This window comes from Bacillus sp. GB_SG_008 (assembly GCF_052038115.1).
Classification (GTDB): domain Bacteria; phylum Bacillota; class Bacilli; order Bacillales; family Bacillaceae_G; genus Bacillus_A; species Bacillus_A rhizoplanae.
This window is the reverse complement of record NZ_JBPZSK010000004.1, coordinates 182,293-205,242: the sequence shown is the minus strand read 5'-3', so window position 1 is coordinate 205,242 and position 22,950 is coordinate 182,293. Positions and strand designations below refer to the sequence as shown.

The window sequence follows — 22,950 nt, the reverse complement described above, 5'->3', positions numbered from 1 at the left end:
AATAAAACATCCCCTCCATTTCTATATAGTGAGGTTATGCAGATGAAGAGATATCGACATTTATATACGTTACTATTTGTTTTGCTCATTTGTTTTATCGTGTTGTCTTTTTCTTATCAAACACCTTTCATTGATCAGTTTGATAATGCAGTGAGTAATTATATACAAAGCTTTCGTAATGAATATCTTACTTCTTACTTTATATGGATGTCTTATATTGGATCGAAAAAGGTATATTTTCCTGTATTGTTTATTCTGCTTATGTATTTCTTGATTCGAAGACGATATATGACAGCGATCTTGTTAATGATAAATTTTTACGGTTCGCGCTATATGAACTATATGTTAAAACTATGGTATGAACGACCAAGGCCTGATATATCACAACTTGTTACTGCGACAGGTTACAGCTTTCCGAGCGGACATTCGATGAATGCTGTTGCATTTCTTGGGTTTATTGCATATATTACGATTACCGAACACCGCCTACAATTGCATCAAAAAATATTACTTATTTTCATTTCCTGTTTTCTTATTTTTTCAATTTCTATCAGTCGTATATATCTAGGTGTACATTATCCTTCTGATATTTTAGCAGGTTGGGCTGCTGGGGGAAGTTGGCTTGTTTTGTGTATCATGTTTCATCAAACATTTATCCCGCACTCAGCGGATAGCAAACCTTCTGTATCAAGATAGTAAGCAATCGCAGGAGGGAATGATGAAAGCTTCACTTTATGCAAAAAGAACCTATGTGAGCATAGGTTCTTTTTGCATTGGTTCCACATGAATATGTGTGTACCAAATATTGTGATTGTGTTGCAACTTTTCTTCAATTTCATCGGTAATACGATGACTTTCACTTACATCCATGTGTGCATCTACTTCAATTGTAATATCAACATAAGTTTGATTTCCATACATTCGTGCTCGAATGTCCACAATGTGTTCGACGCCTGCAATTGTTTTTACTGTTTCAACGTATTTTTCCATTTTGTCTGGGTCAATACCATCTGTTAGCATATGCGATGCTTCTTTAAAGATGTCCCATGCAGTTTTACAAATAATCATACCAACGATAAGTGCTGCAATTGGATCAAGAAGTGGCATTTGAAACTGTGACCCCAAAATACCAACAACTGTCCCAAGACTTACGAGAACATCAGATAAATTATCCTTCGCTGCAGCCTCTAGAGCTTTACTTTTTGTTTGCTTTGCAATTTTGCGATTATATATGTATACGCTATACATAACAGCAGCACAAAATAAAGCAACCCAAGCTGCAAGTAAATTTGGTATCATTTGTTCTTCGTTGAAAAAGGATTGAACAGCATTCACAATAACTTCTAATCCGACAGTCATCATGATAAAGGACGCGACGAGTGAAGCGATTTGTTCAGCTCGTGAATGACCATATGGGTGATCAAGATCGCGAGGCTTTCGAGAAATTTTTAATCCAATTAAAACAGCTAGTGATGCTCCAATATCGGTTAAATTATTAAGACCATCTGCACGTAGTGCGCTAGAAACAGCTATGTAGCTTATTACAATTTTAATGGTTGACAAAAAAATATATGCAGCAATGCTTAGCATTGCCCCTTTATCAGCAGCTTTGTTAGAAAGTGAATCCATGTTTTTCACTCACCTTTCTTTCAAAGATTCTCTATGTATAAGCGTACCAAATGAAAGTCGTGTGGGTCTATACAAACATTGTTGTGTACTTTTAGCTTTTTAAGGAAGAGAGAACATTGTTTCGTGAGGGCAAAAAAAGTTCGCTCATAAAAAAGACAAAAAAAAGCGCTTAGATATACCTAAGCGCTTTTTGTATGCTATTTATACCATTTTAATATACTTCTAAAAACTCAGTAACTTGCTCTTCTGTCTTTGCATTTGCACTATGTAAATGTCCAAGTTTTTCACCGTTTTGATACACTAATAAACTTGGGATTCCCATTACTTGATATTCCTCAGCGATACTTGGGAACTCATCTTTATTAATGGAATACCATTCAAATTTATTGAACTCTTCCATTACATCATCGATAAAGTTATCCATACGTACACAATCTGGGCACCATGTTGTAAAGAACTTAACTACTACCGGATTTTCTTTTACGATAAGATCGCGAAACTCTTGTTCAGACTTGATTTCTTTCATGTTTTTGACTCCTTTCAATGTAAGACGAATTTGCTAGTATTTTTATGCAAAACTCGTATTTGCAAACATTAGTGTTTTTGAAATAGATTGTTTGCAAAATCTTCTACAGCTTTTTCTTGAATACCTGGTACAACGTGAGAGTAGGTATCCAATGTGATGCCTATTCTTTTATGTCCTAATCGCTCACTGACAATCTTCGGATGAATACCTTGTTTTAGCATGAATGTTATGTGAGTGTGCCGAAGATTATTGAAGCGAATATCAGGGACTTCACTTTTCTTTATAAGCTTTTTCTACAAATGTGTCAAACTTTTGAAATTGCAGGGATGCTTGTTAGATGTGAAACAGATTAATTCGAAGTCATTATATTCCACTACTATAGCGTTCTTTGTCCGTATTAATTCGGCCAAGTTGTTCTTCTAGAGCATGTAATGTAATTTCAGGAAGAACAATTAATCGTTTTCCGGAAGAAGTCTTAGGTTCATGAAATTCTTTTATAACATGAGAAAGAGTTGGTTGCAGAAACAAAACTTCGTCTGTAGGTAGAAGAATATACAGAATTTTATCAGAAGCAATTCCGTGATCTCGAGGAAGATTACAATTCCTTGAAAAATGAGTTTAACGCCATCACTGAAACAGATTTTGAACAGCGGGCGGAAATCAAGAAGTTACACGAGCAGATTCAAATATCACATACCGAACTGGAAAATGAGCGCTCAATCCGTCTTGAATTTCAAGGTAAGTCACAAGCATTAGGGATGGCTCTCAAAGCTGTCTTGTAGGTGACCATCATGAAACTGACAAAAGAGGAACGTACAAAACTCACATACGAAATTGGAGACATTATTGAGCAGGAATGTAGACGATGCGTATATAACAAATCATCTGAAGAAAGTTTTAATGTCACTGTTTGTCCTACTTGCCCAACTGGCGTGGAATTACTCCAGTTGGGGCGGTATTCGACGTGGCCTAAAGAAGAATACGCCAGCAGGATTGACGCCGGAATTTGTTCGGAAGTTGAATGAGCAAGGCATTCCAGATATAGAGATTATCATTATGTTTGACCGTAGCGGCTCGTATGTTTCGAAATTAAAGCGGCAATGGCAGAAGGAAGGTCTTTGGGTGGGAACGACAGCTCTTGTTATTGGATACGAGTGTTAAGTTTTATAACAAAAGCGTTATTTGGTAGGGAGGTAACGAATTAGATAATTCGTTTTACTTAACACTTTCCAAAATTAATCTTCATAACATATTTTGTAGTCACTTATACGAAAGTGAGTTGAATAATAATGTTTTATCCTTATCTTAACAACCAAATGAGAATTCCTGCTGGGTATGGTGCTAGTGTAACGTCTAGTGGAGCGCAAAGTACAATTCAAGCTGTTCAACAAACATTACAAGCACAGCAACAGGCGCAACAAATGCAACAAAGTATGCAACCTTATTATCCATTGCAATATTATTACCCAATGCATATTACACAATATGGAATATCTTTTTCAACGATTCCGTATGGAACTGAATACAATTTATAGTAAATAATAATAAAAAATAATAGCTGTTAATGGAAACTTATTCATGTTAGTAAAATTTGATCCGTTTGAGGATTATCGTAATGAAGGAAAACGAAAGTGGTACAAGTTCAATAAAAAGAGTAGCTAGCAAAAGCTAACTGCTCTACAAAAGAAATATGGGGTCGCTTCGCTAAAATTAGCTGAAACTAGCTGTAGTATAAAAGGGATTTGAAATATTTTGCAGTGGAGAGAAAAGGATAAATAATTTTAGGCTGTTCCAATTTGATTTTGATCAGCTACATCTGAATCAAATGTATTCGTACCGCTTATACCGTTAAAGGTATTAAGAACAAAAGCAACGTTAGATGAACCGGATCCGTTATAAGCTTTCGTATTTTCTTTCGGAGATACATTATAGAAGTCTCCTAAGTTAAAAGAACCGTTACTATTTTGAACGACTAAGTTCCCAACAACAGACGGCATATTTTCACCTACTTTATCAGGGATTGCTTAAATCACTATATGATTCATTCTTCGAAAGGGTTCGACTGTAATTTATTCATGGAATTGCGAAGGGATTAAAACAAAAATTTCATTTGGTAGTGAAGTAAGGGGAAAGTACTGGACAAATAAATAAAGACACTCGAATTGAGCGCCTTCTCTTAGCATCAGCAGCCAAATCCACCTCCAAAACAACTACAACCGATTATGATTAATAAGATAAATAACACAATCAGTAAGGCGAAGCCGCCGCCGAAGCCACCACAACCAGCAAAACCCATGATCTATTCCTCCTTTTGGTGAGGAAAAAAACTATGAGGGCTGTTGTTATAGATATTCCAGCGGATTTACATTACATTATGTGACGTGGATCTAAAGAGTGCATGTATGTAAAGAAAGTTAATTTAGCAGCTCTAATTACAATTTGAAGAAGTTACATTGAAAAGAGCAGCTAGCAAAAGCTAACTGCTCTCAATGGAAAAGTGGCAATAGCTGCAAATACGGAGTCGCCTGTTTGTACTATGTACAGATGGAGAGATGTTATGCAGGAGGGGAAGCGTATCGTATGGAACAAATGTCATTTTTCGAGGACATCGATGAAAGAGAGATGCGTAGGTTAGTAGTAAAGGAATTGAAAAACTACAAAGCGCTACGAGTTCAGATGCAGAATAGACAGGAACGGAATGCAGCAGGATACGCTGTTCTTTTTCCAAAAATGAAAGATGATCAAATTCATGAGATTAAATTTAAACAAATTGAACGGGCATGGGCGGTAGGAACCCGCGATTAAGGTGGTAAGATTCCCTTACTTGAATTATTGAAGTTAATTAAAACAAATTAAGACATATTCTAGTGTGGCGAGTGTGAAAATAATCGCATTCGTCATACTGTTTTACATCTCATTAAGCATAGTTACATCAATGCGATGTTTAAAAGATGTAAAACCACCATCTCGGAATGACTTGCAACATTTCCTTTCGTTCTGATGAATATTTCTTTTAGTCGAAATGCAAATTAAATTAATGAAAGGAGTGGGATGGATGATTAAACAACAAGGTTATGATGAGTTAAAACTTCATGAAGGAGAAACATTGACTAAAGCTTTATTGAAGTTGAATGAGGATACTCGTCGAGAGTCTGAAGCGCAATACGTTGAGATTCATCAAGTTGTACCTCATGGAAATCATCGTTTTACAGTAATACTTAATATATATAAGTGATGGAATAAAAAAGGCATCCATAACGGGTGCTTTTTTATTTTGTCTTGTAATTCTTACTTTTAATGTCTATTGCACTAGATGCCCAAACGTAAAGGCATGCTAATGTTAATAGTGCACGTATTCAGCTAAAGTCATTGTCTATAATAATCTTTGAAATGAATAGAACTGCATTAAAAACAAACAAAGGAAAAAAGAGAATTATATCTCGTTTTAAAGATTTTAAACTTTGCATAATATTTACCTCTAATATGATATTACATTGAGGGATATAGAACAGCAAAATTGTTTTACCAAATTATAGCGTGGCGTTTTATATATATAAAGAACTGCAATTGAAGTAGAAAAGTAGTGTGAAAGGAGGAGAAATATATTGAATGGAACAACTTACAAAGTATGATGTGTCCTGATGAAAAAAGAAGAACAAAATTAAGCGGGATATACTGAGATAGTGATAAAACGGGAAGGGTTTGCTGTTATTTTAAGTGTTCATACAGATTATGAGACAAGCTATCGAATACAATAATGTAAAAGGAGAAAATAAATCATGGGATATATCATAGATATTTCAAAATGGAATAAAAATATAAATTGGGATATAGCTGCCCAGCACATTGATTTAGCAATCTGCCGTGTGCAGTATGGTTCCCGAAAAATAGACGAGATATATACAGACCATGTGGAACATTTAGAAGCACGAGGTATTCCCCATGCAGCTTATGCTTACGGATGCTATGTATCTGTGGCAGATGCTATTGTAGAGGCGAAAGATTTTATGAACCGAGTAAGCCCTAATGCTAAATTTCTTGTTCTAGATGTTGAGAATGATACTTTAACAAGCTGCGGAGCTGCTAATCTAGCAGAAGCGTCGCAGACATTTATTGATACATGTAAAGAGGATGGATGGAAAGTAGGGTTATATGTATCGCACTATATGTACGGATCTTACGGATTGCAAAATGTGAGTGCAGATTTCATATGGTTACCCCGTTATGGAACAAATGACGGAACACCACAGGTAAAACCTGATTATGCGAGTGACTTGTGGCAATACAGTGATAATGGTTATGTTGAAGGGATTGGGAAAGTTGATGTGAACCTATTAACAGGGGACAAGCTGTTAGAATGGTTTATAGGCACAGAGTCCTATCGTATTTATGTAGGGGATTTCAATTCTATTGAGTGGACTGCAGATGTATTGAGAAAAATTAAAGAAACATTACCAGGATATGGTGTTTGGGTGCAGTGTCTAGATGATGGAAATCACCGCATTGTAGTTGGTGATTTTAATTCAAAAACATGGTGCGATGAGACATTTTCGAAGTTGAAGGCAGTGTATCCGAGGTATGGAATGTGGATTTCAGAAATGTAATGAGAAAAGCTGGCTCATGAGAGTCAGCTTTTCTCATTACATTATTATTGTGCTTATAAAAACTATAAAGAAATTGGACAACTAACAGTTAAGTATGGTGTGTTTGTAAAAGCATCCATCATAAATGAGCTTTAAAGGTAGTTTTTCATATCAATATCCTCAATATTGATATGGGATTTGTGATTGATAATAATATGATGGATGTTGGGGATGTGTTTGATTTTGGTTGGGTATATGATGTATTGTATTTCGATGTTGACTTTGATGACAGTCTTTTGGAGGGCCAATTACAGTAGTAGATTGAATAGGAGCTACTGCTTGTTTCCATTGTTGTTCATCAAGACAATAAGTATGAGCCATTACGTTTGATGGAGTTAATCTTAAAATAATCCGATCCAAAAATAACTTCTGGAGTAGGAGCATTAAAAATGGCTAATAAATGTGTATTGTCTACAGTGGCAATTTCATAATGCCACCAACCTTGCGGTACATTAGTAACTTGACCTGGTTTTATTGGGAAATTAAGAATTTGATTCGTAAATGGATTAAGTAAGGAAACGACAGCTGCACCAGAAATACAATAAACGAGTTCAGCAGCATTTTGGTGTACATGAGGCTCTACAATATTATTCGCACTTAAAAAAATGTCTAGTAAAGAAGTATTATCTAATGTATTTAATTGTTTAATCCCTAACACGTTAGACAATGATGCGATCCCCACTTACGGTGAGGAAAACATTCCTGTATTCAGTGGAAAATGGATCACACGTGGATTGTATCGTACGAAAGAGAATCTTCTACTAAACGCAGATGTGAATGGTTCTTATAACATCTTAAAAAAAGCAGTTCCAAAGGCGTTTGCCGATGGAATAGAGGGGTTGTGCCATCAGGCAGCTGTGTCAACTTCACTCGTGTTAAGCATCTCTTGAAGGTGATACACGAGAAACCCCCACTTCAAGATCCGAAGGAGATAAGTGGCGGGAGTTTTCATTGTGCAGCAGTCTGTGTATCTTTACATTTAAAACAAGGAACAAAATTAAAGCGCTCTTTAGAATTGTGAATATAAAGGAGAAACAAAATAGCGGAAAAATTGATTAAAGTGAAATGATTAGTAGGTATTGATGTATATATGGTAAGTTGTTATTATCGGAATTTTCTGTTTGGTAAAGCGTAAATAATATGAGGTTAGGAGAATTAATTTGAGACAATTTAGCTTGTGTTCTGAAACTGAGAGATTAGTATTGATACCTTATCGGAAAGAAGACTTTAACAATTGGCTTATACAATTTGCAAAGTCAGTTCCTAGGAAAGGTGGCCTAAGTGATGCTGCAGAAAGTTGATGATTCAAAAGCTTTAGAAAATCAACCGGCTTGGTTACAAAGTTACATTGATTCTCCAAAAAAACAACGACAGTTATATCAACGGACGTTGATTATAGTTGTCATTTCACAAATTTTCGGTGGTGCAGGACTTGCAGCGGGCGTAACCGTCGGTGCACTTCTTGCACAAGACATGCTAGGTACAGATAGTTTTGCAGGGGTTCCGGCTGCGTTGTTCACTTTGGGTTCTGCTGGGGCAGCGCTACTTGTAGGGCGACTCTCTCAGCGTTTTGGACGACGTTTCGGACTCGCGACAGGATTTTTGACTGGCGGTATCGGCGCAATCGGAGTGGTGATTTCAGCATTAACTAATAATCTTGTACTTCTTTTTGCTTCACTACTAATCTATGGTGCTGGAACTGCTACAAATTTACAAGCACGCTATGCAGGTACAGACCTAGCAAATTCTACACAGCGAGCAACAGCAATCAGCATTGCAATGGTGTCAACCACTTTAGGTGCTGTCGCAGGGCCAAATTTGGTTGATGTAATGGGTCGATTCGCAATAATGATTAAAGTTCCTGCTCTAGCCGGTCCGTTCATTCTAGCAGCTGCAGCCTATATCCTTGCCGGTTTGGTACTTCTAGCTCTACTTCGCCCAGACCCTCTCGTTGTTGCGAAAGCAATTGCAGATGTGCAGAGAACGGACGGGAGTAATCTTTCAGATGAAAAATCAAGTAAATTAGCAATAAAAAAACGAGGAATCGTTGTTGGTGCCACAATCATGGTCTTAACTCAAATTGTCATGGTTTCAATTATGACAATGACACCTGTACATATGGGACATCATGGACATAGTTTGAAAGAGGTAGGACTGGTAATTGGTTTTCATATAGGTGCAATGTACTTACCATCTCTTATGACTGGTATCCTCGTAGATAAGATTGGACGTACTGCAATGGCAATCGCTTCTGGTGCCACTCTACTTGCTGCCGGTGTTTTGGCAGCTGTTGCACCTGCTGATTCCATGTTAGTACTCATCATCGCGCTCGCTTTGCTTGGGCTTGGTTGGAACTTTGGCTTGATTAGCGGCACTGCGCTCATCGTGGATGCAACTACTCCGTCCAATCGCGCAAAGACGCAAGGATCTGTTGATGTCTTGATTGCTTTGGCGGGGGCATCAGGGGGAGCACTATCGGGCATGGTCGTAGCTCATTCCAGTTACGCAACACTTTCATTTGCCGGAGGTATCCTTTCATTACTGCTTATCCCAGTCATTGTCTGGTCTCGTGGTAATCAAAAGAGGGCTAATAGAAGCTAATATCGGTTTAAAGTCAGAGTAAATTATCCAACTTTTGAATGAATATAAATCAGTCTCAAGATTCATTCACATATTATAGAATAAAATGTAAAATATTACATAATAAAGAAAATGCGAATGAAAAGGAGTAATTTTTAAATGGAGAATAAAGGACTGAAAATATTCATTCATGCTAGTACTTGGTTTGCACCTGTATTAGTTCCGTTTATTATATTTCTTGTTAGTTCAGATCGAGAAATTAAAAGTTTATCATTACAAGCAGTCATATTTCATTTTGTAATAGGTGTATTAATTGCTATTTCAGTATTTTTTTCTTGGGTATTAATTGGAATTCCGTTCTTAATTATTTTTGGATTAGTAGCTTTAATCACTCCAATCATCGGAATCGTTCGTGCGCTAAAAGATCGACCTTTTCAATATCCGATTGTTGGAGCATGGTTGAAATAGAATTAATAAGTATAAATGTGTGAAAAGGATAGCTTGTTGCTATCTTTTTTTTTATTGAAAATCATCTTGTGGGAGGGGAGTGACGCCGCTACTGAAAATTTAAATTCATTATCATAAAAAACAGAATAAAAATGATAATAAGTATATTAATAAAATTAATAGTTAGAATATTTAAAAATACTGAAAGTAAAATAAATTGTAATTATTAGAAGAGTCTGATATATTTAAGTAGAAAAAGCAATAGATGTAAAACTGGTGAGGATATAGTGTTCGTTCTAGCTTCTTAAAAGGGAAGTTGCGCTATTTGGATGCTATGAGGCCCTTGCCTGGTTTAGTACACATCAAAGTCTATGTGAATAGGAGGTGTTAAGTGCGAAGCTAGATACATTGTCTCTTCGAATTGTAGGAGTTTCTTCGGTGGTTGTTTGTATTGTTATGATTCAGTAATAGATTATCAAGTTTATGAGAAATTCTTTGTTTGGAACATTTCCTAATTTATCAACTCTTTTAAAACTATTAGATATGAACAATCTAAACATAGAAAACCTTGTACGCTGCTTATAAGTATTCTTTATTAGCGGATGAAATAACTAGAAGAGAATATAAGAGAAATATATTTGCGCAATATTGGAAAGGCTTACAGAAATGTAAACGAAGATCTATTTGGATGGGAGGAAGATAAAATGGGAGCTGAAAAAAATTTTTTTCCAGGACTTGATGGGGTAGTTGCAGCAGAGACGAAGATTTCTTTTCTTGATACACAAAAAGGAGAAATTGTTATTCAAGGGTATGATCTGATTGAGTTATCTAAAACGAAAAGTTATTTAGATATTGTTCATCTTTTATTAGAGGAGAAACTTCCTAATTCAGATGAAAAAGCGGCATTAGAAGAAACACTAAAGCATGAATATGAAGTTCCTACTGGTGTTTTTGATGTTTTAAAAGCATTGCCAAAACAAACGCATCCGATGGATGGGTTACGCACGGGAATTTCAGCGCTCTCTGGCTATGACAATGAAATTGATGATCGCTCATTAGATGTAAATAAAAAACGTGCTTATAAATTGTTAAGTAAAGTGCCGAATATAGTAGCTAACAGTTATCGAATTTTGAATAATGAAGAGCCAATTGAACCAATTCAAGAGTTATCTTATAGTGCGAACTTCTTCCATATGCTTACGGGCAAGAAGCCTTCTGAATTAGAAGAAAAAATATTTGATAAATCACTTGTTCTGTATAGTGAACATGAGATGCCTAATTCTACTTTTACGGCTAGAGTAATTGCGTCGACACAATCAGATTTATACGGTGCCTTAACCGGAGCAGTTGCTTCTTTAAAAGGTAATTTACATGGAGGCGCAAATGAGGCAGTAATGTACATGCTGCTAGAAGCGGGTACTGTTGAGAAATTTGAAGAATTACTGCAAAAGAAACTGTATAACAAAGAAAAAATCATGGGATTTGGACATCGCGTCTACATGAAAAAGATAGATCCTAGAGCGCTTATGATGAAAGAAGCATTAAAACAGTTATGTGATGTGAAAGGCGATTATACATTATATGAAATGTGTGAAGCTGGAGAAAAGATTATGGAGAAGGAAAAAGGAATCTATCCAAACTTAGATTATTATGCTGCTCCAGTCTATTGGATGTTAGGTATTCCAATTCAACTGTATACACCAATCTTTTTCAGTTCAAGAACGGTAGGCTTATGTGCGCATGTGATTGAGCAACATACAAATAATCGATTGTTCCGCCCACGTGTAAATTATATCGGCGAGCGACATGTGCTTAGCAAATAAAAACAACTGGGGAGTTGTTAAGGCCGCCCGCCATGTGGGTGTTTGACCGACACCCATTCTTAATAATAACGAATTTTCGACAGAAAGGGAAGAATAGCGTGATTAAAACAAATGAAATTAAACAAAAAGATGCAATTTTAGAAGAGATTACGGATTATGTATTAAATGATGAGATTACAAGTTCAGAAGCATTCAGTACAGCGCGCTATGTGTTACTTGATACGCTTGGATGTGGAATTTTAGCACTGCAATATCCAGAGTGTACGAAATTACTAGGACCAGTTGTACCAGGAACAGTTGTACCAAATGGTACACGTGTGCCGGGAACATCATTTGTACTTGATCCAGTACGTGGTGCTTTTAATATCGGATGTATGATTCGCTGGTTAGATTATAACGATACATGGCTTGCAGCAGAATGGGGACATCCGTCTGATAATTTAGGTGGTATTTTAGCTGTTGCAGATTATGTGAGCCGCGTTCGTATTTCGGAAGGAAAAGAACCATTAAAAGTAAGAGATGTACTTGAAATGATGATTAAAGCACATGAAATTCAAGGTGTACTTGCATTAGAAAATAGTTTAAACCGTGTTGGTCTTGACCATGTGTTATACGTAAAAGTAGCGACGACAGCAGTTGTTACTAAAATGCTTGGTGGCACGCGTGAAGAAATCTTTAACGCATTGTCTCATGCATGGATTGATAACTCTAGTCTTCGTACATATCGTCATGCTCCAAATACAGGTTCACGTAAGTCATGGGCAGCTGGGGATGCAACAAGCCGTGGTGTTCATCTTGCACTTACTGCATTAAAAGGTGAAATGGGTTACCCAACAGCATTATCTGCACCAGGATGGGGCTTCCAAGATGTATTGTTTAACAAGCAAGAACTAAAATTAGCAAGACCTTTAGATTCTTATGTAATGGAAAATGTATTGTTTAAAGTATCATATCCAGCAGAATTCCATGCTCAAACAGCTGCAGAATGTGCAGTGAAATTACATCCAGAAGTGAAAGAACGATTAGATGAAATTGACCGTATTACAATTACGACACATGAATCAGCGGTTCGTATTATTGATAAAGAGGGTCCATTAAATAACCCAGCTGACCGCGATCATTGCTTGCAATACATTACTGCAATCGGTTTATTAAAAGGTGACATTGTTGCAGATGATTATGAGGATGAAGTAGCTTCTGACCCTCGCGTAGATGAATTACGAAATAAGATGGTTGTTGTTGAAAATAAACAATACAGTTTAGATTACCTTGATCCGAACAAGCGCTCAATCGCCAACGCTGTTCAAATTCATTTTAAAGATGGTACAGTAACAGAAAACGTAGAATGTGAATATCCATTAGGTCACCGTTTCCGTAGAGATGAAGCAATTCCAAAAGTTGTTCAAAAGTTCTCTGCAAATATGGCTGTTCATTATTCTAATAAACAACAAGAAAAAATTCATGAAGCTTGTTTGAATGAAGAAAAATTAGAAAATATGAATGTAAATGAATTTGTAGATCTTTTCTTAATTTAAGTATAGGGGGAATAAGAATGGCTTGGGTTGTGAATAAACTGTCAACACAAGAAGAACTTGCCAATCGATTCCGAGCTTTAGTAGAAGCACCTGAAATCTTGCAAATTCCTGGTGCACATGATGCGATGGCTGCTCTTGTTGCAAAAAATACTGGATTTTCAGCTCTTTATTTATCGGGAGCTGCTTATACAGCAAGTAAGGGTTTACCAGATTTAGGTATTGTAACATCTACTGAAGTAGCTGAAAGAGCAAGAGATCTTGTTAGAGCAACGGATTTACCTCTTCTTGTCGATATTGATACAGGATTTGGTGGAGTGTTAAATGTAGCGAGAACTGCTGTAGAAATGGTGGAAGCAAATGTAGCCGCTGTCCAAATTGAAGATCAGCAACTCCCTAAAAAGTGTGGACATCTCAATGGGAAAAAACTTGTTTCCATTGAAGAAATGCAACAAAAAATTAAAGTTATAAAAGAAGTAGCACCATCGATGGTTGTTGTAGCTCGTACGGATGCTCGTGCAGTTGAAGGGTTAGATGCGTCGATTGAGAGAGCAATTGCTTACATAGAAGCAGGTGCAGATGCTATTTTCCCAGAAGCTTTGCAATCAGAAGAAGAGTTTCGTTTATTTACAAAGAAAGTAACAGTACCTTTACTTGCTAATATGACCGAATTTGGAAAAACACCGTATTATACTGCTGAAGAGTTTGCCAATATCGGTTATCAAATGGTCATATATCCAGTGACGTCTCTTCGCGTAGCAGCAAAAGCTTATGAGCGTATTTTTCATCTCATAAAAGAGGAAGGATCGCAAAAAGAAGGGCTTTCTGATATGCAAACAAGAAGTGAATTGTATGAAACAATTTCGTACCATGATTTTGAAGAGTTAGATAAGGGAATTGCAAAAACCGTCTTATCTGATGGGCAATAAATAAAATAAGAAAGCGATGATACACATCTTTAGCAAAAACACCTGCTTGATGTGAAATGAATCATCGCTTTTTTTTCATATTAAAGGGCAGTAAGAATGAGATTGATAAAAGTTTTTGGACGAAAAAGAAACGAAATCCTCGTTTATGTAGTTGCATTTTATCATAATATTTTTTCCACGGTAGAAAAGCATTAGCGTGTTAACCAGATAGGAAAAGAGGAGTATAGACATTCTAAAGGAAGGGAAATTCAGTTATGATGGCCGCAAAATATGAATCTGTTCGAAATTGGATGAAGCAGGACCCGTACTTTTTGAGGAAAGATGATACAATTCGAGAAGCATTACGACTACTAGCTGAATCAGAGAGCGCAGAACTCCCTGTTTTAGAAAATAATCATGTGATTGGGGTTGTTAAACTAATCGATTGTGTAAAGTGGTTAGAGGATCATTCAGAGTGGGATGAACCGATTGTTACTATACTGAGACATTCTTTCTATAACGTAAGGGAAGAGTTTTCATTAAGCGAGTTAGAGAATATTCCACTTTACGTTACCTGTGAGGAAAACAAAGAGCTTAAAGGAGTGTTCAGTAATAAGGAATTATTAGCCTTTCATAAAGATTTGGTTCAAGAAATCAAATGTGCACATCAAACGATAGAGTGGTTTAAACTTTGTTTTGATACTGCATACGAAGGTATTGCAATTGTGGATGAAAATGGAGTTATCCAAATGTTTAATGACACGTATAGTCGCTTTGTTGGTGTAACGAAAGAAGAAGCAATTGGGCAGCGCGCTGAAAATGTAATTGAGAATACGCGGCTTCCAGTTGTATTAAAAACAGGAGTACCAGAAAGAAATCAAGTGCACTGTCTGCAAGGACAGAATCTAGTTGTGCACCGGATGCCAATTTGGAAGCAGGGAAGAGTGATAGGTGCTGTAGGGATGCTTATTCATGAAGGGATTTCAGATATTTATAAAATACTAGAACGATTTGATCAAAAGGATAGGACAATCAAACCAACGTTTTCTAAACCGAAAAAGAAACAGATTCGATTTGAAGATATTCTTGGAGAAAGCCAAACAATTTCTGAAACGAAAAAAATGGCTCGAAAAGCAGCTGGATCAAAAGCATCAGTATTAATTACTGGGGAAAGCGGTGTTGGTAAAGAGCAATTTGCACGTGCTATACATGATACCGGTATAACAAAAGACGGTCCATTTATTAGTGTGAACTGTGCTGCTATTCCTGATAATTTACTAGAATCTGAATTGTTTGGTTATGCAGAAGGTGCTTTTACAGGTGCGAAAAAGAATGGGAAGGCAGGGAAGTTTGAACTTGCAAATCATGGAACATTATTTTTAGACGAGATTGGCGATATGTCTCTATTAACGCAAGTAAAAATTTTGCGTGTTTTACAAGAAAGGGAAATAGAAAGAATAGGTGGTACACATCCAATTCCTGTTGATTTCAGGCTAATCGCAGCGACAAATAAAGATTTAAAACAAATGGTTAGAGAAGGAACTTTTAGGGAGGATTTATATCATCGTCTTCATGTTATTCCGATTCATATTCCACCGCTTCGCTTTCGAAAACAAGATATACCACTCATTGTCGAAGAACATTTACAAAAGTTATGTCAAATGTATGGTGCCGAAGAAAAGACACTTGATAAAGAAGTATTACGCCTTATGTTCCATTATAATTGGCCGGGTAATGTCAGGGAATTAATCAATGTGTTAGAAAGGCTATTTGCACTATCAGATGATGCACATATACGGGCTAAGGATTTACCAGAAGAATTTTATTATCGGGATATGGAGCAAAAGAAATTAGTACCTATGATTCAGTCTTTACCAGCAAAACAAGAAGCGATGAAAGTAGTACGTGAAGAGGAAGAAAGAGGATTAATTGAACGCGTTTTAAAAGAAGCAAAAGGAAATAAGTCAAAAGCAGCGGCATTGTTAGGGATTTCTAGGGCGACCCTTTATAATAAATTGTCAAGATTCAAAATCTAAACAATTGTTATATCAATTGTAAAACTGTCTAGACAGTTTTACGTTTTCTTTTCATTTTGCCCTTGTTCTATCAAGTTTTTAGATTGGCATAGATTTTGCACATAAATAAAATGAAGACCGAAATGATAGGGGGATACAGATGGAGAAAACAAAGTTGCAATGGAACGAATTTTTTTCGCTGAATCAGGAGCTTAAGACAACCTTTTTTACACCTGAGGATTTTTCAGATGATGAAGATTTAATCGCAAAAACTACAGAACAATTTGTGAAACAGGAAATTGTTCCTCAAATTGAAAATATCGAGCAGCACAATTATCAAGTTTCCCGCAGGTTGTTTGAAAAGGCTGGAGAACTTGGATTGTTGAGTATAGAGGTTCCAGAAGAGTATGGTGGATTTGAATTAGGGAAAGCAGTTTCTGGACTTGTGGCGGAAAAGATGGGATATGCAGGAGCCTTTAGTGTTTCCTTTAATATTCATGCTGGAGTAGGAACGCTGCCATATATATATTACGGAACAAAAGAGCAGAAGGAAAAATACTTACCTAAAATTGCATCAGGCGAATGGATTGGAGCTTATGCTTTAACAGAACCTAATGCTGGATCTGACGCATTAAGTGCAAAAACAAGTGCTGTCTTAAATGAAGAAGGAACAGCTTGGACATTAAATGGTGAAAAACAGTGGATTACAAATGCTCATATGGCTGACGTATATGTTGTTTTTGCAAAGACAAATAAAGGAATGACAGCATTTATTGTCGAAAGAACATGTGAAGGCGTTTCGATTGGCCTAGAAGAAAAGAAAATGGGTATTAAAGGTTCTTCAACTGCGACACTGATTTTAGAGGATGTCGTCATTCCTGCTGAAAATGTACTAGGGGAAGTAGGAAAGGGACATCACGTAGCTCTTAATATTCTCAATTTTGCTAGATTGAAACTTGCTTTCGGAAATATTGGAACAGCAAAGCAAGCAATTGGCCTATCTGTTCAATACGGAAAAGAACGAAAACAGTTTCAAACAGAATTAGTTGATTTCACGATGATTCAAGAGAAAATTGCAAATATGATTATCGCTACATACGGTGCAGAGAGTGCAGCTTATCGAACAGCAGGCGTAATTGATGAAGCAATTCATGAGAGTGATGAAGGTATTATGCAGAAAATGTCTCAGTTTGCAATGGAGTGTGCGATCAACAAAGTGAATGCTTCAGAAACACTTGGAAATATTGTGGATGAAGCGGTACAAATTCATGGTGGTTATGGTTATATGCAAGAATATGAAGTAGAACGATTATATCGTGATGCTAGAATTAGCCGTATATTTGAAGGAACGAATGAAATTAACCGCTTAACAGTTGCGAAAATGTTAATGAAACAAACGAAACAACTAGGGGACCAAGTAGATAAAGACACATTTGAAAATATAGAACGAAATCATCGTTATATTTTATTATCGAAACAATTATTGAAGCAATCTTTGAAAACGCTATCTCAAACTCCTGAATTAAAAATCGAACAAGAACAAGAATATTCACGCGTGTTAGCAGACATGTTGAAAGATGTATATGTAATGGAATCGGCATTTTTACGTACAAAGAAAGCGATCAGTAAAAATGGTGAAGAAAAAGAACGTACAAAACAGTTTATAACGGATGTGCTTTGTGAAGAAGGATATCGAAAAGTAGAATCAGCAGCAATTGTTCTTCTTTCTGCAGCGGTGCAAGAAGAGCAAACTAGAAACGCCATTCTAGATGAAATTCGTCAACTGTCAGTACCTCTATACACGAACTTGTTTACGAAAAAGAGAGAAATCGCAAAAACGATTATAAATCGCGGGAAATATATTGTTTAAATAGGAGGAGAGCAGTATGAAAAAGATTGGTTTTATCGGTTTAGGTAACATGGGTCTTCCAATGTCTAAAAATTTAGTTAAATCAAATTATACGGTATATGGAGTCGATTTAAATAAAGATGCTGAAGCTTCCTTCGAGAAAGAAGGGGGAATCATCGGTTTATCAATTGGAAAATTAGCAGAAACATGTGATTTGATTTTTACAAGTTTACCGTCACCGCGAGCTGTTGAAGCTGTTTATTTTGGAGAAGAAGGTTTAATTGAGAATAGTCATTCGAATGTTGTTTTAATTGATACAAGCACAGTAGCTCCGCAACTAAATAAAAAGCTTGCAGATGCTGCGAAGGATAAAAAAGTCGATTTCTTGGCTGCACCGGTTAGCGGTGGAGTAATTGGAGCGGAAAACCGCACATTAACTTTTATGGTTGGTGGATCAAAAGAAGTATATGAAAAAGGTTTACCAGTGATGGAAGTATTGGGAGCAAATATATTTCATGTGAGTGAGCAAATTGATAGTGGTACAACTGTAAAATTGATTAATAACTTATTAATTGGTTTTTATACAGCAGGTGTTAGTGAAGCTCTGACATTAGCAAAGAAAAACAATATGGATTTAGATAAAATGTTTGATATTTTAAATGTGAGTTATGGACAAAGTAGAATTTATGAGCGCAATTATAAAAGCTTTATTGCGCCAGAAAACTATGAACCAGGATTTACTGTAAATCTACTAAAGAAAGACTTAGGATTTGCAGTTGATTTAGCAAAAGAAGGTGAGCTTCACTTACCAGTGAGTGAAATGCTTTTGAATTTGTATGATGAAGCTGATAAAGCGGGATATGGTGAAAAAGACATGGCTGCTTTATATCAAAAGGTAAGTGAACAATTAATCTCTAGTCATAAATAACAATGAATACTAGCAAATATAAAAAATAAAAAGGAGCGAATACAATGATTACAACAGAAATTAAACGCGTGAAAAATCATATTAATGGTGAATGGGTAGAATCTACTGGCACAGAAGTGGAAGCTGTTCCGAATCCTGCGACTGGGAAAATAATTGCTTATGTTCCACTTTCTCCAAAAGAAGATGTGGATCGTGCTGTTGAAGCTGCAAAAGCAGCATATGAAACATGGTCTAAAGTACCAGTTCCAAATCGCTCAAGACAGCTATATAAATATTTACAACTTTTACAAGAAAACAAAGATGAGCTTGCAAAAATCATTACATTAGAAAATGGTAAAACATTAAAAGATGCAACTGGCGAAGTGCAGCGAGGGATTGAAGCTGTAGAGCTGGCAACATCAACACCAAATTTAATGATGGGGCAAGCACTTCCAAATATTGCAGGTGGAATTGATGGTTCAATTTGGAGATACCCAATTGGAGTTGTTGCGGGTATTACACCGTTCAACTTCCCGATGATGATTCCACTATGGATGTTCCCATTAGCAATCGCTTGCGGTAATACATTTGTATTAAAAACATCTGAAAGAACGCCGCTTTTAGCAGAAAGACTAGTAGAATTATTCTATGAAGCGGGCTTCCCGAAAGGGGTTTTAAACTTAGTACAAGGTGGAAAAGATGTTGTAAATAGCATTTTAGAAAATAAAGATATTCAAGCTGTTTCATTTGTTGGATCTGAGCCAGTTGCACGCTATGTATACGAAACAGGAACAAAATATGGAAAACGAGTACAAGCACTTGCAGGAGCGAAAAACCATGCAATTGTTATGCCGGACTGCGATATTGAAAAGACAGTACAAGGTGTCATTGGTTCTGCATTTGCGAGCAGTGGAGAGCGCTGCATGGCATGCTCTGTTGTAGCGGTAGTGGATGAAATTGCTGATGAATTCATTGATGTTCTTGTATCAGAAACGCGTAAATTAAAAGTCGGTGATGGTTTCCATGAAGAAAATTATGTAGGTCCATTAATTCGTGAATCTCATAAAGAGCGTGTACTAGGCTATATTAATAGCGGTGTAGCAGATGGAGCTACTTTATTAGTAGATGGCCGTAAAATTAATGAAGAAGTTGGGGAAGGGTATTTCGTTGGAGCAACAATCTTTGATAGTGTGAATCAAGATATGAAAATTTGGCAAGATGAAATTTTTGCCCCAGTATTAAGCATTGTGAGAGTAAAGGATTTAGAAGAAGGAATTAAGCTTACAAACCAATCAAAATTTGCAAACGGTGCAGTCATTTATACGTCAAGTGGTAAACACGCACAAACATTCCGTGATAATATCGATGCAGGGATGATTGGCGTAAACGTAAACGTTCCAGCTCCAATGGCATTTTTCGCATTTGCAGGAAATAAAGCTTCTTTCTACGGTGACTTAGGTACAAATGGAAAAGATGGTGTACAATTTTATACACGTAAAAAAGTAGTGACAGAACGCTGGTTTTAAGAAGAATATAAAAAAGTGTCCATGGTATTGGACACTTTTTTTATTTGAAATAAAATGTATAAGCTTCACTTGATATAATTAGCTTCTTAAAAGGTTGAAAAAGCTGTTCACAACCTCGTCTGAAACATCTTCTAATTTCTTATATTTATATTGCGGATTTTGGTCCTTGTCAATGACAACTGAACGTACTCCTTCGAAAAAATCTTCATGTTTCATAAAATTTTTAGCAAGTACAAGATCAGTATTAAAGCAATCCTCTAACGTTTTTTCTTCTCCATCAATTAGTTGTTTTAAAGTAATCTTTAAGGAGAATGGGGATTTTGATAAAATTGTTTCTTTTGTTTTAGCTGCAAAATGGCTAGCATCTTTTTCTAATGAATGTATAATCTCTTCAACTGTGTGAAAAGAAAAGTGATTGTTAATGTCTGTTTGGAATGACGCTAGCTCACTTTCGTTAACAGGAAGCTCAGAATAGTCATTTACCAGTTGTGTCAATGTTGTATGTATGTCTTTTACAGGCCAATCTATATGTTCGACACGGTTAAGAAAAGCATTTAAGTTTTCGTTTGTCATGTAAAAATCTGCACAGTTTATATATAGTACATCAGGAGCTTTAATAACAGAAGCTGTTAATGCTAAGTAACGTCCTATATACCCTGGAGATTTATTTAAGAAATAGGCAGCCCCGACATCCGGGAAAAAGCCAATATTCATTTCTGGCATGGCCCACTTCGTCTGCTCAGTTACAATTCTATGGCTCGCTCCGGAAGTTAGTCCGACGCCTCCGCCCATAACAAAGCCATCTAAACATGCGATAATCGGTTTAGAAAACTTATAAACGAGCATATCTAATTTATATTCATCTTCAAAAAATTGCTCTGCTTTTTTCATGGCAGATTCATGTAAACGAGCCTCGTAAAGTGTCTTGATGTCACCACCAGCACAAAGTCCCTTCGTACCTGCGCCTTTTATAATGACAAGATGAATTTGATCATCAGCTTCCCAATCTTTTAACTTTTGTGTAATCGGTCCTATCATTTCATAAGAAAGTGAGTTTAGTGCTTTCGGACGATTTAACGTAATAGTGGCTACACCATTTTCGTTAGTTGAAAATAGAACTTGATCAGTCATAACATATCCTCCTTTTATGAATGTATAAAGTTAGGTTTCCGCTTCTCGATGAAAGCTTGAATGCCTTCTTTAGCGTCATCAGTTAAAAATAATTCAGAGAATTTCTCGCGCTCTCTTTTCAAGCCTTCAGATATATTTTCGTTATATCCTTGTGTAATACATTCTACGGCACGTGTGACACTAGTCATGCTTTTTCCTTCGAGAAAGGATTGAGCAATTAAGAGAGCAGTTGGTAATAATTCTTCTTGGGAAACAACCAATTGAACAAGACCGAGATTGGCTGCTTCTTTTCCGCTTATTTGTTTACTAGTTAAAATTAAGTCTAAAGCCGTTGCCATATTTGTTATTCTGCTAAGGCGTTGTGTACCGCCGAATGTTGGGAGTAATCCAAGTTTTAATTCCGGTAAACCGAGAATAGCAGTATCTGATGTAATTCTAAAATGACATCCCATAGCTAACTCTAATCCACCGCCAAGAGCAGGACCGTTTATGGCAGCAATGACTGGCTTCTTCATGGCTTCTATTTCGTCACAAAGTGCTTGTCCTGCTTTTGCCATTGCTAATCCTTTCTCTTGATCTCCTAGTGCAGAAACAAACTCTTTAATATCGGCACCAGCTACAAAAAAACGTCCGGCACCTGTTAGAATAATAGCCCTTGTTTCGTCATCCTCAGCAAGCATTGAAAAGATTGAGCGTAATTCAGCTATGCATGCAGATGATAAAGCATTTGCTGGGGCATTGTTCACCTCTACTATTGTAATAAAGTTTTGTTTTCTTATATTTGCAAATTTGGTTTCCATTATCTATATCCTCCTTTATGATCATATATTTATTTTTGCAAGAACTGTGCCAATTCAAATGCTGTATATTAGCAAGGATGGATTGGACACAAAATGTTTAAGTGTCTAAACAAATAGACATTTTATAAGAAGACAGAGCGGGAGCATCTATGGTGATAATTGTAGCAACGAATTAAAATATGTAGCGATCTCCTGAATCGTTATGAAAGATGAGCTCTTGTGTATATCTTTCTTGTTTTATTTCTTGAATCCTGCCATATTGCATGTCTTTTTTTGTTTTAAAATGAAGAGCAAATGAGTATACTGTAGAAAATAGAAGAGAAGTAGTGCGTTGTTTCGTGTTTTTTTGTATCATTATGCTAAAGTTTTTAGACTGAAAGAATATGTCTTTTAAAATAAAAAAGTGGTAAACAATCAAAAATATGTAAAGAAGGAAAGCATGAGAATTCATGAAATGAAAACTTGGCATATTTTGACGAGTTGTTTTTAGAGGATTTTCATTAGAGAAAAAGGAATATACAACTTCTAACGGATATTGTTTTGAACAGATTTTTACTAAATATATAATTTGTAATTTTTTAGAATAAAGGTTTAAATAAATATGGATAATACATTTTCTGTATTTGAATTTTTT

Annotated in this window: 22 protein-coding genes and 3 pseudogenes; 17 read left to right on the top strand and 8 right to left on the bottom strand. The window is 36.2% G+C overall.

Annotation, left to right across the window (positions count from 1 at the left end; genetic code table 11):
• Positions 1-42 precede the first annotated feature (42 nt).
• Positions 43-696, top strand: a complete 654-nt coding sequence (locus ACTDJC_RS12530) for a phosphatase PAP2 family protein (RefSeq protein ID WP_440603583.1) — start codon at positions 43-45, stop codon at positions 694-696.
• 51 nt (positions 697-747) lie between these two features.
• Here the strand turns inward: ACTDJC_RS12530 and ACTDJC_RS12525 are convergent, their stop codons facing one another.
• The 3 genes and pseudogenes from ACTDJC_RS12525 to ACTDJC_RS12515 all read right to left on the bottom strand — a co-directional run bounded on the left by ACTDJC_RS12525 (position 748) and on the right by ACTDJC_RS12515 (position 2,593).
• Entirely contained in the window at positions 748-1,629 is an 882-nt protein-coding gene (locus tag ACTDJC_RS12525; protein ID WP_440603582.1) for a cation diffusion facilitator family transporter, read from the bottom strand.
• Positions 1,630-1,840: 211 nt separating this feature from the next.
• Positions 1,841-2,155 (bottom strand): thioredoxin family protein, encoded by a 315-nt coding sequence (locus tag ACTDJC_RS12520; RefSeq protein WP_440603581.1) that lies wholly within the window; start codon positions 2,153-2,155, stop codon positions 1,841-1,843.
• 68 nt (positions 2,156-2,223) lie between these two features.
• Positions 2,224-2,593 (bottom strand): annotated as a pseudogene (locus tag ACTDJC_RS12515) (tyrosine-type recombinase/integrase).
• Positions 2,594-2,760: 167 nt separating this feature from the next.
• Between ACTDJC_RS12515 and ACTDJC_RS12510 the strand changes: the two are divergent.
• From ACTDJC_RS12510 to ACTDJC_RS12500, 3 genes and pseudogenes are all read left to right on the top strand, one after another.
• Complete coding sequence (locus tag ACTDJC_RS12510) at positions 2,761-2,937, top strand: hypothetical protein (RefSeq protein ID WP_440603580.1); 177 nt, start codon at positions 2,761-2,763, stop codon at positions 2,935-2,937.
• Positions 2,938-2,946: 9 nt separating this feature from the next.
• Positions 2,947-3,316, top strand: a pseudogene (locus ACTDJC_RS12505) (hypothetical protein).
• A 128-nt stretch (positions 3,317-3,444) separates the two neighbouring features.
• The gene (locus ACTDJC_RS12500) at positions 3,445-3,690 is read left to right on the top strand and encodes a DUF3947 family protein (protein WP_141524982.1); all 246 of its coding nucleotides are present in this window, start codon (positions 3,445-3,447) and stop codon (positions 3,688-3,690) included.
• A 246-nt stretch (positions 3,691-3,936) separates the two neighbouring features.
• Here the strand turns inward: ACTDJC_RS12500 and ACTDJC_RS12495 are convergent, their stop codons facing one another.
• Both ACTDJC_RS12495 and ACTDJC_RS12490 read right to left on the bottom strand, forming a co-directional pair.
• A complete protein-coding gene (locus tag ACTDJC_RS12495; protein ID WP_098307308.1) occupies positions 3,937-4,152 on the bottom strand; it encodes a spore germination protein in 216 nt (71 codons plus the stop codon).
• Between the two features lie 185 nt (positions 4,153-4,337).
• The gene (locus tag ACTDJC_RS12490) at positions 4,338-4,451 is read right to left on the bottom strand and encodes a YjcZ family sporulation protein (protein ID WP_090913000.1); all 114 of its coding nucleotides are present in this window, start codon (positions 4,449-4,451) and stop codon (positions 4,338-4,340) included.
• Between the two features lie 233 nt (positions 4,452-4,684).
• Here ACTDJC_RS12490 and ACTDJC_RS12485 point away from each other — a divergent pair, with 233 nt between their 5' ends.
• From ACTDJC_RS12485 to ACTDJC_RS12475, 3 genes are all read left to right on the top strand, one after another.
• On the top strand, positions 4,685-4,960 hold the full coding sequence (locus ACTDJC_RS12485; RefSeq protein ID WP_255258102.1) for a hypothetical protein: 276 nt from the start codon (positions 4,685-4,687) through the stop codon (positions 4,958-4,960).
• Between the two features lie 250 nt (positions 4,961-5,210).
• The gene (locus ACTDJC_RS12480) at positions 5,211-5,390 is read left to right on the top strand and encodes a hypothetical protein (RefSeq protein WP_098307310.1); all 180 of its coding nucleotides are present in this window, start codon (positions 5,211-5,213) and stop codon (positions 5,388-5,390) included.
• 544 nt (positions 5,391-5,934) lie between these two features.
• Positions 5,935-6,759: a GH25 family lysozyme gene (locus ACTDJC_RS12475; RefSeq protein WP_440603579.1), complete on the top strand. Its 825-nt coding sequence runs from the start codon at positions 5,935-5,937 to the stop codon at positions 6,757-6,759.
• Between the two features lie 159 nt (positions 6,760-6,918).
• Here ACTDJC_RS12475 and ACTDJC_RS12470 read toward each other — a convergent pair.
• A pseudogene (locus ACTDJC_RS12470) lies at positions 6,919-7,459 on the bottom strand (cupin domain-containing protein); the annotation flags it as partial.
• Between the two features lie 73 nt (positions 7,460-7,532).
• Between ACTDJC_RS12470 and ACTDJC_RS12465 the strand changes: the two are divergent.
• The 10 genes from ACTDJC_RS12465 (at position 7,533) to ACTDJC_RS12420 (ending at position 20,385) form a co-directional block, all read left to right on the top strand.
• Positions 7,533-7,688, top strand: coding sequence for a hypothetical protein (locus ACTDJC_RS12465; RefSeq protein ID WP_440603578.1), 156 nt, complete (start codon positions 7,533-7,535; stop codon positions 7,686-7,688).
• Positions 7,689-8,082: 394 nt separating this feature from the next.
• A complete protein-coding gene (locus ACTDJC_RS12460; protein WP_253629449.1) occupies positions 8,083-9,399 on the top strand; it encodes an MFS transporter in 1,317 nt (438 codons plus the stop codon).
• 138 nt (positions 9,400-9,537) lie between these two features.
• A complete protein-coding gene (locus ACTDJC_RS12455; protein WP_429718587.1) occupies positions 9,538-9,846 on the top strand; it encodes a DUF4870 domain-containing protein in 309 nt (102 codons plus the stop codon).
• Between the two features lie 683 nt (positions 9,847-10,529).
• Positions 10,530-11,648 (top strand): citrate synthase, encoded by a 1,119-nt coding sequence (gene mmgD, locus ACTDJC_RS12450; RefSeq protein WP_098307609.1) that lies wholly within the window; start codon positions 10,530-10,532, stop codon positions 11,646-11,648.
• Positions 11,649-11,746: 98 nt separating this feature from the next.
• Entirely contained in the window at positions 11,747-13,183 is a 1,437-nt protein-coding gene (gene prpD / locus ACTDJC_RS12445) for a 2-methylcitrate dehydratase (protein WP_098307325.1), read from the top strand.
• A gap of 17 nt (positions 13,184-13,200) precedes the next feature.
• The gene (prpB, locus tag ACTDJC_RS12440) at positions 13,201-14,109 is read left to right on the top strand and encodes a methylisocitrate lyase (RefSeq protein WP_098307326.1); all 909 of its coding nucleotides are present in this window, start codon (positions 13,201-13,203) and stop codon (positions 14,107-14,109) included.
• A 254-nt stretch (positions 14,110-14,363) separates the two neighbouring features.
• Positions 14,364-16,124, top strand: a complete 1,761-nt coding sequence (locus tag ACTDJC_RS12435) for a sigma 54-interacting transcriptional regulator (RefSeq protein WP_440603577.1) — start codon at positions 14,364-14,366, stop codon at positions 16,122-16,124.
• Positions 16,125-16,263: 139 nt separating this feature from the next.
• Complete coding sequence (locus ACTDJC_RS12430; protein WP_098307330.1) at positions 16,264-17,973, top strand: acyl-CoA dehydrogenase family protein; 1,710 nt, start codon at positions 16,264-16,266, stop codon at positions 17,971-17,973.
• Positions 17,974-17,989: 16 nt separating this feature from the next.
• Positions 17,990-18,880 carry an NAD(P)-dependent oxidoreductase gene (locus ACTDJC_RS12425; protein WP_098307332.1) on the top strand — a complete coding sequence of 297 codons (891 nt, stop codon included), beginning with the start codon at positions 17,990-17,992 and terminating at the stop codon, positions 18,878-18,880.
• Between the two features lie 44 nt (positions 18,881-18,924).
• Positions 18,925-20,385 carry a CoA-acylating methylmalonate-semialdehyde dehydrogenase gene (locus tag ACTDJC_RS12420; protein WP_253629452.1) on the top strand — a complete coding sequence of 487 codons (1,461 nt, stop codon included), beginning with the start codon at positions 18,925-18,927 and terminating at the stop codon, positions 20,383-20,385.
• Positions 20,386-20,463: 78 nt separating this feature from the next.
• Here ACTDJC_RS12420 and ACTDJC_RS12415 read toward each other — a convergent pair whose 3' ends face one another.
• Both ACTDJC_RS12415 and ACTDJC_RS12410 read right to left on the bottom strand, forming a co-directional pair.
• Complete coding sequence (locus ACTDJC_RS12415; RefSeq protein ID WP_098307336.1) at positions 20,464-21,516, bottom strand: enoyl-CoA hydratase/isomerase family protein; 1,053 nt, start codon at positions 21,514-21,516, stop codon at positions 20,464-20,466.
• A 14-nt stretch (positions 21,517-21,530) separates the two neighbouring features.
• Positions 21,531-22,316, bottom strand: coding sequence for an enoyl-CoA hydratase-related protein (locus ACTDJC_RS12410; protein ID WP_098307338.1), 786 nt, complete (start codon positions 22,314-22,316; stop codon positions 21,531-21,533).
• Positions 22,317-22,950 lie beyond the last annotated feature (634 nt).

What these genes read in the sequence shown, in the direction of transcription:
- ACTDJC_RS12530 (WP_440603583.1), top strand. Translation starts at nt 43, where the DNA reads ATGAAGAGATATCGACATTTATATACGTTACTATTTGTTTTGCTCATT.
- ACTDJC_RS12525 (WP_440603582.1), bottom strand. Translation starts at nt 1,629, where the DNA reads ATGGATTCACTTTCTAACAAAGCTGCTGATAAAGGGGCAATGCTAAGC.
- ACTDJC_RS12520 (WP_440603581.1), bottom strand. Translation starts at nt 2,155, where the DNA reads ATGAAAGAAATCAAGTCTGAACAAGAGTTTCGCGATCTTATCGTAAAA.
- ACTDJC_RS12500 (WP_141524982.1), top strand. Translation starts at nt 3,445, where the DNA reads ATGTTTTATCCTTATCTTAACAACCAAATGAGAATTCCTGCTGGGTAT.
- ACTDJC_RS12495 (WP_098307308.1), bottom strand. Translation starts at nt 4,152, where the DNA reads ATGCCGTCTGTTGTTGGGAACTTAGTCGTTCAAAATAGTAACGGTTCT.
- ACTDJC_RS12490 (WP_090913000.1), bottom strand. Translation starts at nt 4,451, where the DNA reads ATGGGTTTTGCTGGTTGTGGTGGCTTCGGCGGCGGCTTCGCCTTACTG.
- ACTDJC_RS12480 (WP_098307310.1), top strand. Translation starts at nt 5,211, where the DNA reads ATGATTAAACAACAAGGTTATGATGAGTTAAAACTTCATGAAGGAGAA.
- ACTDJC_RS12475 (WP_440603579.1), top strand. Translation starts at nt 5,935, where the DNA reads ATGGGATATATCATAGATATTTCAAAATGGAATAAAAATATAAATTGG.
- ACTDJC_RS12460 (WP_253629449.1), top strand. Translation starts at nt 8,083, where the DNA reads ATGCTGCAGAAAGTTGATGATTCAAAAGCTTTAGAAAATCAACCGGCT.
- ACTDJC_RS12455 (WP_429718587.1), top strand. Translation starts at nt 9,538, where the DNA reads ATGGAGAATAAAGGACTGAAAATATTCATTCATGCTAGTACTTGGTTT.
- mmgD (WP_098307609.1), top strand. Translation starts at nt 10,530, where the DNA reads ATGGGAGCTGAAAAAAATTTTTTTCCAGGACTTGATGGGGTAGTTGCA.
- prpB (WP_098307326.1), top strand. Translation starts at nt 13,201, where the DNA reads ATGGCTTGGGTTGTGAATAAACTGTCAACACAAGAAGAACTTGCCAAT.
- ACTDJC_RS12435 (WP_440603577.1), top strand. Translation starts at nt 14,364, where the DNA reads ATGATGGCCGCAAAATATGAATCTGTTCGAAATTGGATGAAGCAGGAC.
- ACTDJC_RS12430 (WP_098307330.1), top strand. Translation starts at nt 16,264, where the DNA reads ATGGAGAAAACAAAGTTGCAATGGAACGAATTTTTTTCGCTGAATCAG.
- ACTDJC_RS12425 (WP_098307332.1), top strand. Translation starts at nt 17,990, where the DNA reads ATGAAAAAGATTGGTTTTATCGGTTTAGGTAACATGGGTCTTCCAATG.
- ACTDJC_RS12420 (WP_253629452.1), top strand. Translation starts at nt 18,925, where the DNA reads ATGATTACAACAGAAATTAAACGCGTGAAAAATCATATTAATGGTGAA.
- ACTDJC_RS12415 (WP_098307336.1), bottom strand. Translation starts at nt 21,516, where the DNA reads ATGACTGATCAAGTTCTATTTTCAACTAACGAAAATGGTGTAGCCACT.
- ACTDJC_RS12410 (WP_098307338.1), bottom strand. Translation starts at nt 22,316, where the DNA reads ATGGAAACCAAATTTGCAAATATAAGAAAACAAAACTTTATTACAATA.